Source organism: Brevibacillus choshinensis, from assembly GCF_016811915.1.
In the GTDB taxonomy this organism is placed as follows: domain Bacteria; phylum Bacillota; class Bacilli; order Brevibacillales; family Brevibacillaceae; genus Brevibacillus; species Brevibacillus choshinensis_A.
In genome coordinates this window covers 4,733,538-4,748,617 of the sequence record NZ_CP069127.1, presented here as the reverse complement: position 1 = coordinate 4,748,617, position 15,080 = coordinate 4,733,538, and the positions used below count along the sequence as shown (strand labels likewise).

The following is a 15,080-nucleotide window of genomic DNA, read 5'->3' as shown; positions in this document are numbered from 1 at the left end:
CTCCTTTTTGTGTATAATGGCTGTAGAAAACTACAGCCTTTTTTTCGTATGGAATGGAACAGCGCGAGACAGGGTTCTTTACTTGGAGGTGGACAGTACATGGGAAAACAACAGGAGGAAGAACTGGATGCCAACTCTGTTGCGAACGTCAAAACAAATACACTTCTGCAGATTCAGAGCTTGCTGCCGTCCTTTACCAGGTCCGAGCAAAAAGTGGCGCAGATCGTGCTGACGCAGACCGAGAGTGTCATCTACGCCTCCGTGATTGATCTGGCGGAAAAGGCGGAAGTGGGCGAGACCACTGTCCTGCGCTTTTGCAGAAAGATCGGGTTTCGCGGCTATCAGGAATTCAAGCTGGCGTTGGCACAGGAGCTCGTGAATCCAGTGAAAAACTTGCACGGCGAGGTAGGCGAGGACGATTCATTGGGAATCATCGCGAAGAAGGTCACGGCGACGAATCGTCAAGCCATTGAAGATACAAACGCTCTGTTTGACATGGAGCAATTGGAGCGTTGCGTGGAGCTCCTGAACACAGCAGGCACGATTCATTTTTACGGCGTGGGCACCTCGGCCATGACGGCTCAGGATGCCAAGTACACCTGCCTGCGAATTGGCCTTCGCGTGGATGCCTTCACAGAATCCCATCTGCAGGCGATGGCAGCGGCGACGCTGGGGCCAGGGGATGTGGCAGTGGGGCTGTCGGTTTCCGGGAGCACGAAGGATACGATCGACTCGCTGAAGGTGGCAAAGGAGGCAGGGGCAACGGCCGTCTGCATCACGCATTACCGCCGCTCGCCGATCACCAATGTAGCGGATATCACGCTGCTGACAGCTGCTCAGGAAGGACCGCTGCAGGGTGGCTCACTGGCCGCGAAAATGGCACAGCTGCACGTCCTCGACGTCATTGCCACGGCACTGACGATGCAGAACAAGGAAAAAGCGCTGACGTACAAAGAGCGGACTGCCAAAGCGGTCCTCGAGCGAAAATATTAACAGGAGTGAATAGAAGGATGAAGCTTGTCATCACAAAAGACTATGACGACCTGAGCAAGCAGGCTGCGCGATTGATCGCAGATGAAGTCAAGCAACGCCCGGACACGGTTTTGGGGCTGGCGACGGGCGGGACTCCCGTGGGGATGTATCGGGAACTGATTGCGATTCATCAAAAAGAGGGCGTTGATTTTTCTCAGGCGTCCAGCTTTAATCTGGACGAGTATGTCGGGCTGTCCGGTCAACATCCGCAGAGCTATCGGGCGTACATGGATGAAAACCTGTTCGATCACATCAACCTTCCAAGGGAAAAAACAAACGTTCCACATGGGGATGCCGCGGATCTCGGAGCGGAGTGCAAGCGGTACGAGCAGGCGATCGCTGCCGCAGGAGGAATCGACATTCAAGTGCTCGGCATCGGGAACAACGGCCACATCGGCTTTAATGAGCCCGGCTCCGCGAAGGACACGACTACACGTGTCGTCCAGCTGACAAGTAGCACGATCGAGGCGAATGCCCGTTACTTTGATACCATTGAAGAAGTGCCGACTCAGGCGATCTCCATGGGCATCCGGACGATTCTTTCGGCCAAGAAAATTGTCTTGCTCGCGAGCGGAAAAGCCAAGGCCGAGGCCGTGCAGCACATGCTGGAAGGTGAAATGACCTCGGACGTACCGGCATCCCTCTTGCAGCAGCATCCGGATGTGACCGTCATCGTGGACGTGGAAGCAGCGGCTGCCCTCTCTGCGAAGACGCGAAACTGACCAAACCCAAAGAACGCTTGTTCACCAATCTGTTCCGAATACCGGCGTGTTCCTTATGCTATACTGGGAATGTTGCAGTCGGGATAACCAGATATTTCAAAGGAGCTGATTTTCGGTGAGCGCAAATGAAGCGTTGCTTACATTGGAAGGTTGGTATACGTATCATAATTTCCGCACCATCAATTGGGAAAAATGGAGAGCGGCATCTGAACAGGAGCGCCAAGCAGCGTTGGACGAGCTGAACGCCCTGATCCGCACGTGGGAAGCAAATGAAGGAGAAAACCAAGGCAGCACCGCTGTGTACTCCATCCTGGGACACAAGGCTGACCTGGTGTTCATGTTCCTGCGCCCTACCATGCAAGAGCTGGATGAAATCAAAACGGCGTTCAACAAGACCCGTTTTGCCACATACACAGAGGCTCCGTACTCCTATGTGTCTGTCGTAGAGCTGAGCAACTACGTCAACAACCCGGGTGAGGATCCAAAGGCGAATCCGCATGTGCGCGACCGTCTGTACCCGATTCTGCCTAAATGGGAGCACATTTGCTTCTATCCGATGAACAAAAAGCGTGACCTGCAAGATAACTGGTACATGCTGACCATGCAAGAGCGCCAGGAAATGATGCGTTCCCACGGCATGATCGGCCGCAAATATGCAGGAAAAGTAAAGCAAATCATCGGCGGCTCCGTCGGTTTCGACGATTGGGAGTGGGGCGTCACCCTGTTTGCCAACGATCCGCTGGAATTCAAGCACATCGTATATGAAATGCGCTTTGATGAAGTGAGCGCGCGCTTCGGCGAGTTCGGCAACTTCCTCGTAGGGAACGTGCTGAATGTCGAGTCGCTCGGCAAGATGCTGGAAGTGTAAAAGAATGATGTGGAGAAAAAGGTCTGCCTGCGAGAGTATCGTAGGGCAGATCTTTTTTTGTCTATTATTTTCCAAATTAATGGTAAAATGGGTGGAGTGTCCCAGTGGGAGGGGAGTACCTGAATGAAAGGAAAACAAAAATGCCAGAAAAAGTTCATCCGATTATCCTTTGCCGTTCTTTTAGGGTCGACTCTTGTTCTACAGAGCGGTGGGGGGGAGTCTTTCCTTACGTATGCTGCAGAGCTAAAAAAGACCGAATCGATCACTCAGGATGAGGCTATTCGCGCGGCCAAAAAGTGGGTAGAGATTTCTGACGATCATAAATTGGTACGTGCCCAACTCCTCGGTGAATATAACGATTATCACGACCAACCGCTTTGGAAGCTGGCCTGGAGCAATAAAAAGGGGAGTTCATTTATTGCTTACATTGATGCAAGTACAGGAATTCTTTTGTCCTACGGAAGCACTTCAGGCGTGACGAATGCTCAAGTAAGCGAGGAAGTGGCGTTGGAAAAAGCCAAACAATTTATGCAGCGGGCGATTGATGGAAAAGAACTAGAAAAACTATCAGAGCCAAATGAGTTTAAGCATCTCCTCTCTTCCAGTCTCTATCAATCATCAAAGCATGTTTTCACATTTACCAGAATCGAAAATGGTATCCCGTTCATAGAAAATGGATTTGAACTGATCGTAACTCCATCGGGAGAAATTGAGAAGTTTTACCGTGATTGGGATGAAGGCGAATTGCCAGCAGTCAAACCGGTGATCTCCGAAAAAGAAGCGGAAGCACTCTTTTTGGAACGTGTCACTCCAGCGCTCATCAATATGGAGCTTTCCCCCATTACTAGGCTCGATACCGATAAGGGACAGTACCGGCTTGTGTATGGTTACAGGGATACAGACCCTCAATTCGTGGATGCATTAAGTGGAGCAGTCATTAACGAAACAGGAAAACCGCCAGCTGAAAAACGGTTACAAACCCTAGGAAAAACATTTCCTACCGAGGATGTAGCGAAGACGAGACTAGGTACTCAACAGGAAGCACAAATACTCGCAGAGAAATATATGAGCCATTTTCCAGGAGTCTATCGTGTCGAAAGTAACGGAATGAGTTTAGACAACTGGAGCTTTACCGTAATCTCGCTAGACAAGAGCGTTAAGAAAAAGAACCCGATCAAGCTCCTTCTAAAGGCCAATGGTGAAATCATGGAATACTTAGCGGAGGGCTCAGACGACGTGCCTGTCAAAGCGGAGGGGATCCCCTACGCGTTGGCAGAGGTAAGGGCAATAAAGCTCGTAAAGACCCTCTATGGAAATAGACTGGGAGAAATCTATGTAATGGAGCCGTTGACGTATCAAAAAGACACAAAGCATATGATAGAAATGGGAGGATACTACAAAGTCAAATTCGGGTGGATGAATGATGGTGTACCCATCGAGAATGCCTACATGGAGGTTTTCGTAAATATCATGACGGGCGAAGCTGAGTACCTGAGCAGCTATGGGAATAGCAAGCCGCTTCATGTCAACCAGTTGGGGGCAGGGATTGTTGCTCCAGAAGTTGCAAGAAAAGCGGAGCTGGAGAATAAGCGCTGGATGCTTACGTATTACCGGCCGAAATATTTTCCCGAGTATTACCGAATCATGCTTGTTTACCGCCTTGTCGGGGAATCGGGAGTCGTCGACGCTCACACCGGAAAATGGCTCAGCTTTTTAGAACTGCAAAAAGAGCAGGAAAAGCCCTGAAGCTCCTAGTGTTTTCTGACAGAAAACGACTGAAAAAATAATGGAGGTCCACATGAAGGTCAAACGCATCGTTGCCAATATTGATACCCGGAACGTCGCTGCAGCGAAAAGCTTCTATCAGGATGTGCTTGGTTTGGATGTCGTCATGGATCATGGGTGGATCGTTACTTACGGGTCATGGGAAGAAATGAGCGTTCAAATCAGCTTCGCCTCCCAAGGCGGTTCGGACTCGCCTACACCGGATTTGTCCGTGGAGGTAGATGATGTTGAGGCCGCCTTGAAACGTGTGAGACAGGCCGGATTTCCCGTCGAATACGGACCAGCAGATGAGCCATGGGGGGTTCGCCGTTTCTTCGTTCGGGATCCGTTTGGGAAGCTCGTAAACATCCTCACACATGCCCCTATCGAGGAGGAAAGAGAGTAGGAGGAATCACTATGAAAAGCATCAAGCCCGGCCGAGGACCATCCGCGATGGGAGCGGCAGGCAGTATCGTCGTCTCGGTCTTCGGGATCTTCTGGACAGTCATCGCATTCTCGATCACGCGTGACGCTCCGTTTCCGATTGGATTCATCTTTCCGGCGTTCGGCATTCTCTTTGTCGCGATCGGAATCTTTCAAGCCGTCTACCATTACAAGAATGCGACTTCCAAACAGAGAATGTCCCTGTTTGATATAACGGATTCCAGGGAGGAGAGTGATCCTCTCAACCTGCGATTTGGCGAGGAAGCCGCGCAGAGCATGGCGGAGCAAGAGGAGTCTGATTCGAAGGCATTTTGTCCGTATTGCGGAGCAGGCGTCAAGCGGGACTTTCAATATTGCTCAAAATGCGGGAAAAAGCTGTAAAGCGGTTGCCTCATCATGAGGGTGACCGCTTTTTCTTGTAACAAAGTCTTAACTTTGGTTCCCAAACACTTTTTGGTACAGTGTATAAGGAAGAATGGGACTAAGAAATGCTTTATTAGCATGGAGGGGAGCAAGACTGAGAATTCTATCACTCAAAATCGGCTATCGAACATTGAAAACAGCCATCGGAACGGCTGTATCCATCTTGCTCGCCCAGCAGTTTGACCTGATGTTTCCCGCTTCGGCCGGAATCATTACGATCTTGTGCATTCAAGTGACCGTCAAACAGTCGTTTCGCACGGTCGTCAACCGGCTCTTGGCGAGCTTGCTTGGACTGGGGATTGGGATGGCGTTATTCGCGCTGATCGGCTATTCCCCCCTTGCGATTATGCTGGCGATACTCATTTTTTTACCGATTGCCGTACGCTTTGGCATTCAGGAAGGGTTTATCACCAGCATGGTTGTCATATTCCACCTCTACTCGTCTCAGCGGATGGACGCAGCGCTGATTACAAATGAGCTGGCCTTGCTGCTCATCGGTATGGGAGTAGCCCTGATCGTCAACCTGTATATGCCGAGCCTGGATAAAGAATTGAAAGCGATGCAGGATGAGGTGGAAAAGAACTTCATCAAAATCCTCAAGGAGTTTACGTATTATTTGCGGCATGGAGAGAGCGACTGGGACGGACATGAGATGATTCAGACGCCAGGGCTGCTCAGCAAGGCGAGACAGCTCGCGTCGCGCTCCGTGGACAATCGCTTGGGGAAACGGGATGAGGATCCGTACTACCAGTATTTCGTCATGCGTGACAAACAGTTTGAACAGCTGGAGCGAATGATGCCGATCGTCTCGACGCTGGATATCCAGGTGCCCCAAGGCCACCAGATTGCCGACTTTTTGGAGAGGCTCAGTGACTCGGTGCATCCGGGAAATACCGCGTATCGTTTTCTGGATCAGCTGCGGGTCATGCGTCACGAGATCAAAGAGACTGGCCTGCCGACTTCCCGAGAAGAATTCGAGACGCGTGCATCGCTGTTCCTCCTGCTGCGTGAGATCGAGCGATACTTGTTCATCAAGCACGAGCTGGGCAAAAGCGGAGAAGAAAAAGCGGAACCGACGCTTGCTGAATCCGGAAAAAGATAAGGTCACAGCACCTATACAGTGGAAAAACGGTTGCCTTTGAAGGCAGCCGTTTTTTTCATATCTGAGGAAGCCATGAGTAGACGGCAGATTGGGTCTGCTCATCTTCCGTTCACCCATTTTCGAAAATGACGGGTGTAGTCGATACATCTATGCGGTTGAGACAGCAATTTGGCTCCCGAATAAACGCAGATTCCCTTTTTTTTTGCATCTCCCAATAAAGCCGCCGTCTTCGCCGAGGGAACGATGGGGAAACCGGACGTGCTGGAATACATGTTTCCGAAAACAGAGAGTTCCCCCTGGAAAGACCCGCGCAGCTGCGGAAGTTGGTAGACCCGCACGTTTGGAAATCGCTTGGCTTAAGCTCGATAGCGTTTTACGCTCATAGAATTATGATTCAGGACGATGATGAGTTCTTTGTAGACTCCGATTTGATTTTTATAATGGCGAAAGATGCTGTGTATGAAGGGTGGACGGTTGGTGCAGGTAATGATCGAAAATCCGTGCTTTGGCATAGGATTCCTCCTCGACTGCGTGCTCCCTCATGAGTATTCAAACGCGCGAGATAACGGGTTAGCGCAACAGCGGAGTGATGGAGTGGAAGAAGTGCAGCATAGAGGAGTAGCTGCACGATTTTGTATGGATTATCCAAAAACCCCAATTCAGATAGGTGTAAATAGTTTGACTATTCGCGAATGGGCAGGTATAATTTGGATAACTTTGTTAGTAAACTTAACTAACTGCATGGTGGTGAGTGACGAGGCGTGCGTGTTCCAAAGAAAACGGGCAGCAGCAAACGGGTAAAAAACCTGAACAAGGAAGAAGTTCTGCAGCAGGTCATCATGCATGGTCAGATTTCCCGCGCCGACATCTCCAAGCAAACGCAGCTCAGTCGTCCATGCGTATCTTCACTTGTCGATGAAATGATTCAGGAAGGGTTGCTGTACGAAGTGGGGATAGGGGAGTCCAAAGGAGGACGAAAGCCGATCCTGCTGGAGTACAATTACCAGGCATACGCCATCGTGGGTGCGATCTTTGATGGCTCGACTCTGGAAATGGCGATCGCTGACCTGAGGGGGGAGTTTCTGGCTCGCTTCAGCAAGCGACTAGCACAGCCGGACAATGGCGAGACCGTCATCGAGGATCTGGCAGCGGGTCTGGAAAGACTGCTGGAGAAAAGCGGCATTGCCCGCGACAGGCTGCTGGGCATGGGGGTAGGCGTACAGGGCGTGACCCAGCGCAACAGCGGGACGGTCAGTTTTTCGCCGAGCACGGGGTGGATGGGTTCGCCGATTCAGCAAACGATTGAGGCGCGCCTGGGGTTGCCCGTCATCATCGACAACGACGTGAATATGATGACTTTGGGCGAATACGTACGTGGAGTGGGCGTCGGACATAGCAATGTCGTCTATATGTACGTAGGAACAGGCATAGGCTCCGGCATCATTCTGGACGGTCAATTTTACCGGGGGTGCAGAGAAGCGGCTGGTGAAATCGGCTTCATGATGATCGGGCCGGTACATAATCGCATTAAGCGAGCAGCAGGAGTCTTTGAGACCCATTATTCTGTCCCAGGGATTATGCAGCAAGCAAAGGGATTACTCTCAGACCTTCAGGAGGGGTCGAGTGTCATTATAGAGCTCATCCGCCGCGCGCCGCAGGACGCCGAGGCACAGCAATTGCTCGTGGACGTTTACAGGCACTGGGCGTACGGAATGGCAAACATCATCAGCGTACTGAACCCTGAGCTATTGATCCTGAGTGGGGAGATGGTCCATGTCGACGAAGAAGGGGTGAAGCGAATTCACGATTGGCTGACCGAATGGGTGCCAGAGGTTCCTCGTCTCGAAAAGGCGAGCCTCGGTGAACAGGCGGGGCTGATTGGCGCTGTACACAGCGTTCTGGAAGCGTTTCCGTCCACAAGACTGCTGGACAAAGAGTGAAAAAAAAGAGGGGGAGTAATTTTGAGAAAGGCAAACAGCAAGTTGAAAAAATGGATGCAAGGGATGTTCGCCGGCTCCTTGGCACTGACGGTAGCGGCATGCTCCGGCGGAGGCCAGGAAGCAAAGCCCGCAGATAACAATAATGCTGGCGGCCAAGGCTCTGCCCAGCCGTCTTCGCAGCCTGCGGCCACGCCAGCTGCTTCAGGCGACCCGCAAAAGCTGATCATTTACACCGGCCGCGACAAAAACATCTTTGAGGTCGTGCTGCCGAAATTCAAGGAAAAATACCCGAATATCGAAGTGGAAACACTGGAAATGGGCGCCCAGCAAATCCTGGAGCGCGTGCGTGCGGAAAAAGCCAACCCGCAAGCTGATTTCTGGTGGGGCGGTACTCAATCCGCTCTGAGCACCGCTGCTGACGAAGGTCTCCTGGAACCGTACAAGCCGACGTTTGCTGACAAGGTTCCCGATCTGTACAAAGACTCGCAAGATCGCTGGTACGGTGAGATGCTGCTGCCAGAGGTCATCATGTACAACTCGCAAGCCCTGAAACCGGAAGAAGTGCCGCAAGATTGGGACGAATTGATCGATCCGAAGTACAAAGACAAAATCGTCATCCGCAACGTTCTGCCTTCCGGAACGATGCGCACCATTTATTCGGCCATGATTTACCGCCAAGGCGCGGATACTCCTGAAAAAGGCTATGACTGGCTGATGAAGCTGGATGCCAACACAAAGGAATACACGCAAGACCCGACCAACCTCTACCTCAAGATGGACCGTCAGGAAGGCGTGATCTCCCTTTGGAACCTGCAAGACATTCTTTTGCAAAGCAAAAAGAACAACCATCCGTATGACTTCGTCTATCCGAAGAGCGGCGCACCGATCCTCGTAGACGGTGTCGCACTGGTGAAAGGCGCGAAAAACCTCGATGCAGCGAAAAACTTCATGGAATTCTTGATGAGCCCGGAAATCGCCTCCCAATTGGCGAAGGAGCGCTTCCAATTCCCATCTCGCACCGATATCAGCAAGGAAGATCTGCCTGATTTCATGAAAAATCTGGAGCTGAAGCCACTGGATCTCGACTGGGGTGTAATGGCCGCGAAGGAAAAGGAATGGATGCAGCATTGGGATGAAAACATCAAGGGCAAAGGCAAGAAGTAATGACCCTGCTAGACGGGAAGGAGTGTTCCTTTCCGTCTAGTCACTTCTAGCTCGCTTGCCACGACTTGCCACGAAGGAGGACACAAAATCGGATGAGCAGCGTAACACTGGAGCACGTTCACAAACGCTTTGGCACAGCAAAAGGAGTGGAAGATGTTCACATCCATATCGAGTCGGGCGAGTTCTTCACCTTCCTCGGCCCCAGCGGCTGCGGGAAAACGACGACTCTGCGGATGATCGCGGGCTTTTATTATCCGTCAGCTGGGCAGATTCGCTTCGGCAATCAGGAGGTTACTTCCGTGCCTCCCCATAAACGAAACACCGGGATGGTTTTTCAAAACTACGCCTTGTTCCCGCACATGACCGTCTTTGAGAATATCGCCTTTGGCCTGCAGGTGCGCAGCGTCTCCAAAGCGGAAACCAAGGAGCGCGTGGAGCGGATGATGAAGCTGGTGCGGCTGGAAGGGTACGGCGATCGCAGGATCGATCAGCTATCCGGCGGGCAGCAGCAGCGGGTTGCATTGGCTAGGGCGCTGGTCATCGAGCCGCAGATTCTGCTGTTGGATGAGCCGCTGTCCAATCTGGATGCAAAGCTTCGGGAAGAGACCCGTTTTGAGATTAAGAGACTTCAGCTGGAGCTGGGGATCACGACCATTTACGTCACGCACGATCAGGCGGAAGCGATGTCCATGTCCGATCGGATCATGGTGATGCAGAGCGGTGAGGTGCAGCAGATCGGCACGCCGCACGAAATCTATCACCGCCCTGTTAACCGCTTTGTCGCCTCTTTCATCGGGGAGACGAATCTCTGGGATGCCACCGTAGTCGGCATCGAAGGGGACGAGGTACAAGTGAGGATCTCATCCGGACAGGTCCTGCGCGGCCACAAGCAGAACGCATCTCCGCAGGCCAAGCTGGCGGCGGGAGAAAAAGTGACGCTCTCCATTCGTCCGGAATCCGTGCAGGAAAGCCCTGCGGCTGAAGGAGTGAACACCGTCACAGGTTCTGTCGTTCTGGCTGAATTCACGGGAGCATGCGTCAATTACGTCACCCAGGTAGGCGATGAGCAGCTGCGCAGCATGTCCATCAATCTGGGAAGACAAGTCAAGCAGCGTGGAGATACGATCGGGCTGCACATACCGAAAGAGAGCATCTATTTTGCTGGATAAGGAGGGAGAGTCGAGTGAAAGCAGAATTGCAGCAAGCGCCGGCAGCGACCAGACGCAGATCCATCATGGCTTCACCTTCCTTTGTCTACGTGCTCGTTTCGCCACTCTTTTTGATTTTGCTTGCCTATGTGATCTATCCGCTGTTTGAAACATTCATTGCGAGCATCAAAATCGACGATGTCATCACCTGGAAAAACTACACGCGCTTTTTCAGCCTGGAGCATACAGCCAATCTGGAGGCGCTGTGGACCAGCATTTACATCTCGATCCTGAGCGTGATTTCCTGCGGGATCGTTGGCGTGACCATGGCGTTTCTGCTGGAGCGCTACGAATTCCCGGGCAGAAAAATCCTTTCTGTCCTCGCACTCGTCCCGATGGCGCTGCCTCCGCTCATTGGCGTGCTTTCCTTTACCTTTCTGTACGGGGAGAGCGGAATTTTTCCACGGGCGATCAAGGAACTGCTGGGTCTTGCACAGGTTCCATTTTCGTTAAAGGGCTTTTGGGGTGTCGTAGTCGTACACACGTTTACGATGTACACCTACTTTTTCATGACCGCAACCGCAGCGATTAAAGGGCTCGATCCTTCTTTGGAAGAAGCAGCCGCCAGTCTTGGGGCAAACCGCTTTACCATCTGGAGACGCGTGATTTTGCCGATGCTGACACCGGCGATGGTCGCGTCATCCTTGCTCGTCTTCATGGTGTCGATGGCATCCTACACGGCACCGCTCATCTTCGGAATCGACCGGACGATGACCATGCAGATTTACCTTTCCAGAACCAATGGGGATTTGGACATGGCCGCGACGCAGTCCACAATCCTGTCGATTGTCTCGGTTCTCTTTCTTTTGATCATGCGTTGGTATCAGGGCGTGCGCAACTACCAGAACCTGAGCAAAGGGGTTAGCGTGCACCGTACGGAGATCAAGAGCAAAGCGGTCCGGTACATCGCGATGGTGCTGTCTTTTATCGGCACGATCATTCTGATGCTGCCAATTCTCGTGCTGGTACTGATTTCTTTCTCTGTCGACGGTACCTGGACGGTGCAAATATTGCCTCCTGCGTACACGCTTGATCATTATCTGGACTTGTTTACAGACAGCAAAACCTGGCGTCCGATCATGAACAGCTTGCAGCTATCTGCGATCGCTTGTATCGGTATCGTCCTGTTCGGGGTGGCGGCGGCCTATTCCATGGTCCGGCTCAAATTCCGCGGTAAAACACTGCTGGACGTGCTGATCATGCTGCCTTGGGCCTTGCCGGGAACGGTCGTTGCCGTCAACCTGATTGCCGCTTTCAGCGAACCTACGGCCTTCAGCTTTGGACAGGTACTGATCGGGACTTTCTGGATCATCCCGCTGGCTTATTTTGTCCGGCATCTGCCGCTGGTGTTCCGCTCCACTTCTGCGACCCTGATGCAAATGGACCCATCTGTAGAAGAGGCAGCACGCAATCTGGGCGCTTCCTGGTGGTACAGCTTCCGGAGGGTGGTCTTCCCGATGGCGCTGGGGGGGATTCTCGCAGGGACGCTCCTGGCATTTGTCCAGTGTATCGGTGAATTTGTCGCTTCCATCCTCATCTTTACACCGAGTACGACTCCGCTGTCCGTAGCCGTCTTCCAGCGCATGTACAATTTCGAGTTTGGAACAGCGTGCGCGTACGGTGTGCTTCAGATTATCGTCATCATTGTGGTGCTCTTCATTTCCAGAAAGCTGGGCGGCGACAAGGCAGGTACGGCCGTGTAGCCACATGCAGAGACGATGGTTCGCCCGGGGGCGGAGCCATCGCCTGCAACGCGCACTTCTTCCGTGGGTCAATCCATGGCGGCAGCAGGAAATACTAGCAGGGGATGCCGTGATTGATATAGACATCAATCTGAGTAGGGAATGGAGGAAGGTTCATTGAGAAAGGGGAAACTTGCCAAGCTGTACACTCTCACGACAGCGGCGGCGCTCGTAGGCAGTCTGGTATTGCCGCTTGCGCCCCAGACAGCCCATGCCGACCGGGGGATTGTCGATCTCTGGAAAGCGATCAAACCGCTGACCACGATCGCCAGTGCCATGAACACCGGCGCCCATCCGGATGACGAGCACAGTGCGACGCTCGCCTATTTGTCTCTGGGAAAAGGTGTGGACACGTCCAGTATCATTGCCAATCGGGGCGAAGGTGGCCAAAACGAGATCGGCAGCGAGCTGGGCAACGCGCTCGGCATCATCCGCACGCGCGAACTGCAGGAAGCTTCCAAAATCACGAACATCCATCTGGAGAATCTCAGCGAGAAAATCAACGACCCGATCTTCGACTTCGGTTTTTCCAAAAGTCCGGACGAGACTCTGGAAAAATGGGGAGAAGACGTCGCGTATGAACGGCTGATCCGCAAAATCCGCACGCTGCGGCCAGATGTGGTGATTCCCGCATTTCTGAATGAGCCGTCTACACATGGCCATCATCGGGCTATCAATGTCATCACGGTGCGCGCATACAAAGACGCCGCAGACCCGACAGTCTTCCCCGAACAATTGAAGGAAGGCATCACGCCATGGCAGGTGAAGAAGCTGTATCTGCCGGCAAAAGAAAATGATTATACAGTGAGCGTCCCGGTCGGCTCCTACGATGAAATCTACGGCGCATCGTACGTGCAGCTCGGCGAAGAATCCCGGTTCATGCACAAGAGCCAGGGGATGGGGCGCCATTACGATGAAGGGCCGAGCTACAGTTATTACAAGCTCGACCAGTCTGTCGCATCGGGCAAAAGCAAGGAAACGGACTTTTTCGATGGAATCGCTTATACGTTTACCGATTTGGCCAAAGAAGTAGCGGGTCAATCCGGTGGAGGCAAAATCGCCGGCGATTTGCAAAAGCTGCAAAAAGATGCCGATGAGGTCATCGCTGCCTATCCGCACTTTGGCAATGTGGCCAAAGAAGTGCACGACATGATCGCGGACGTCCGGAGGGCGACAGCGGATGTGCAGGCATCCAAGCTGTCCGCGGACACCAAGACCGATTTGCTTCACCGGCTGGACGTCAAAGCCGCTCAGCTGAACAAAGCCAGTGCCGAAGCGTTGTCGCTCGTGACCAAAGTGAAGCCGGAGACGGGCGAGCTGGTCGCCGGACAAACGACAAAAGTGACGGTGACGGCTTACAACGGCGGTCAGGTCAAGCTGGGCAATGTGAACCTGAAGCTGAATGTGCCAAAGGGCTGGAAGGCAACCCCAGAGGGGACGACCAGCTTTAACCAGCTCGGATACAATCAGACGGTAAAGACGACGTACAGCGTGACGGTACCAGCTGATGCCGCTCTGTTCCAGCCGTATGCGGCACCAGCTTTAACGGCAGATGTGTCCTACAGCTTCTCGGGCTCGACAGCTTCCAGTCACGCCGTGCCGACCGATGCCGTCGCCGTGCTGCCCGCATTTGCGATGACGCTCAGTCCAAATGCGACCGTATTGAATACCTTGAAGCCAGAGGACCCTATCCCTGTCAAGGTAACCGTGAAAAACTACAACCCTGGTGCAGCCCAGGCGAATATTGCCCTCGAAGTGCCAAAGGGATGGACGGTAGAGCCAAAGGCGGCGCCGCTTGATTTCGCTGCAAAAGGGGAAACCAAATCCGTGGCGTTCACTGTAAAGGCTGCATCTTCCGTCAAGCCGGATTCGTACAAGGTAACAGCTGTTGCAACCGGCGGAGGAAAAGAAAGCAGAGATGGGGCGCAGGTCATCCGTTATGCACACATCGGCACGACGTATTTCGTCCAGCCGGCAGAGCTGTCCATTCAGGCGTTTGACCTAAAAGTTCCTGAAGGACTCAAGGTCGGCTATGTATCCAGCGGTTTTGACAACATCGATCAATACTTGCAGCAGCTGGGTGTGCAAGTGACCAATCTGACGGCGAAGGAAATTGAGTCGGGCGATCTGAGCCAATACGACACCATTGTTCTGGGCATCCGCGCATACGGATTCCGTCCAGAGCTGATTCCGAGCAACGCACGATTGATGAAGTATGTAGAGAACGGCGGAAATCTGGTCGTCCAGTACCACAAGCCGGAAGACAAGTGGAAGCCTGAGCTCGCACCGTATCCGATCAAAATCGGGGAACCGCTGATTCAGTGGCGGGTAACCGATGAAAATTCCAAAGTGACGATGCTGGCGCCGGATCATCCGATTTTCAACACGCCAAACAAGATTACGGAGCAAGACTGGAACAACTGGATCCAGGACCGCTCGGCTTACAACCCTGCCCAGTGGGGGGATGAGTACACCGAGCTGATTTCCAATGGCGACGCTGGCGAAAAAGAGTTTACCGGCACGTTCCTTTCTGCCAAGTATGGCAAAGGAACCTACACCTACAGCTCGCTCGTCTGGTACCGCGAAATCCCAGCTTTGGTTCCTGGAGCGATCCGGATGTTTGTCAACATGGTGAGTCTCCACCAGTAAGACATTTCACCACGGGGGAGAG

The 15,080-nt window shown here is 52.7% G+C and carries 13 protein-coding genes; 12 read left to right on the top strand and 1 reads right to left on the bottom strand.

The genetic code is table 11. From position 1 onward, the window contains the following. Positions 1–99: 99 nt before the first annotated feature. The 7 genes from JNE38_RS23760 (at position 100) to JNE38_RS23730 (ending at position 6,355) form a co-directional block, all read left to right on the top strand. Complete coding sequence (locus tag JNE38_RS23760; RefSeq protein ID WP_203353575.1) at positions 100–993, top strand: MurR/RpiR family transcriptional regulator; 894 nt, start codon at positions 100–102, stop codon at positions 991–993. Between the two features lie 17 nt (positions 994–1,010). After that, positions 1,011–1,754, top strand: coding sequence for a glucosamine-6-phosphate deaminase (gene nagB, locus JNE38_RS23755; RefSeq protein WP_203353574.1), 744 nt, complete (start codon positions 1,011–1,013; stop codon positions 1,752–1,754). A 115-nt stretch (positions 1,755–1,869) separates the two neighbouring features. Further along, positions 1,870–2,622, top strand: coding sequence for a hydrogen peroxide-dependent heme synthase (gene hemQ / locus JNE38_RS23750; protein WP_203353573.1), 753 nt, complete (start codon positions 1,870–1,872; stop codon positions 2,620–2,622). A 123-nt stretch (positions 2,623–2,745) separates the two neighbouring features. Then, positions 2,746–4,368 carry a YcdB/YcdC domain-containing protein gene (locus tag JNE38_RS23745; protein ID WP_203353572.1) on the top strand — a complete coding sequence of 541 codons (1,623 nt, stop codon included), beginning with the start codon at positions 2,746–2,748 and terminating at the stop codon, positions 4,366–4,368. 52 nt (positions 4,369–4,420) lie between these two features. Next, positions 4,421–4,792, top strand: a complete 372-nt coding sequence (locus JNE38_RS23740; RefSeq protein WP_203353571.1) for a VOC family protein — start codon at positions 4,421–4,423, stop codon at positions 4,790–4,792. A gap of 11 nt (positions 4,793–4,803) precedes the next feature. After that, positions 4,804–5,211 carry a zinc ribbon domain-containing protein gene (locus JNE38_RS23735; RefSeq protein WP_203353570.1) on the top strand — a complete coding sequence of 136 codons (408 nt, stop codon included), beginning with the start codon at positions 4,804–4,806 and terminating at the stop codon, positions 5,209–5,211. Positions 5,212–5,305: 94 nt separating this feature from the next. After that, entirely contained in the window at positions 5,306–6,355 is a 1,050-nt protein-coding gene (locus JNE38_RS23730) for an aromatic acid exporter family protein (protein WP_203353569.1), read from the top strand. Positions 6,356–6,711: 356 nt separating this feature from the next. Here JNE38_RS23730 and JNE38_RS23725 read toward each other — a convergent pair whose 3' ends face one another. Beyond that, complete coding sequence (locus JNE38_RS23725) at positions 6,712–6,867, bottom strand: hypothetical protein (RefSeq protein ID WP_203353568.1); 156 nt, start codon at positions 6,865–6,867, stop codon at positions 6,712–6,714. Positions 6,868–7,116: 249 nt separating this feature from the next. Between JNE38_RS23725 and JNE38_RS23720 the strand changes: the two genes are divergently transcribed. The 5 genes from JNE38_RS23720 (at position 7,117) to JNE38_RS23700 (ending at position 15,058) form a co-directional block, all read left to right on the top strand. Further along, on the top strand, positions 7,117–8,295 hold the full coding sequence (locus JNE38_RS23720) for an ROK family protein (RefSeq protein WP_203353567.1): 1,179 nt from the start codon (positions 7,117–7,119) through the stop codon (positions 8,293–8,295). Between the two features lie 21 nt (positions 8,296–8,316). Next, complete coding sequence (locus JNE38_RS23715; RefSeq protein ID WP_203353566.1) at positions 8,317–9,459, top strand: extracellular solute-binding protein; 1,143 nt, start codon at positions 8,317–8,319, stop codon at positions 9,457–9,459. Between the two features lie 92 nt (positions 9,460–9,551). Beyond that, positions 9,552–10,628: an ABC transporter ATP-binding protein gene (locus JNE38_RS23710; protein WP_203353565.1), complete on the top strand. Its 1,077-nt coding sequence runs from the start codon at positions 9,552–9,554 to the stop codon at positions 10,626–10,628. A gap of 14 nt (positions 10,629–10,642) precedes the next feature. Continuing rightward, complete coding sequence (locus JNE38_RS23705; RefSeq protein WP_203353564.1) at positions 10,643–12,370, top strand: ABC transporter permease; 1,728 nt, start codon at positions 10,643–10,645, stop codon at positions 12,368–12,370. Positions 12,371–12,526: 156 nt separating this feature from the next. Next, positions 12,527–15,058 carry an NEW3 domain-containing protein gene (locus tag JNE38_RS23700; RefSeq protein WP_203353563.1) on the top strand — a complete coding sequence of 844 codons (2,532 nt, stop codon included), beginning with the start codon at positions 12,527–12,529 and terminating at the stop codon, positions 15,056–15,058. Positions 15,059–15,080 lie beyond the last annotated feature (22 nt).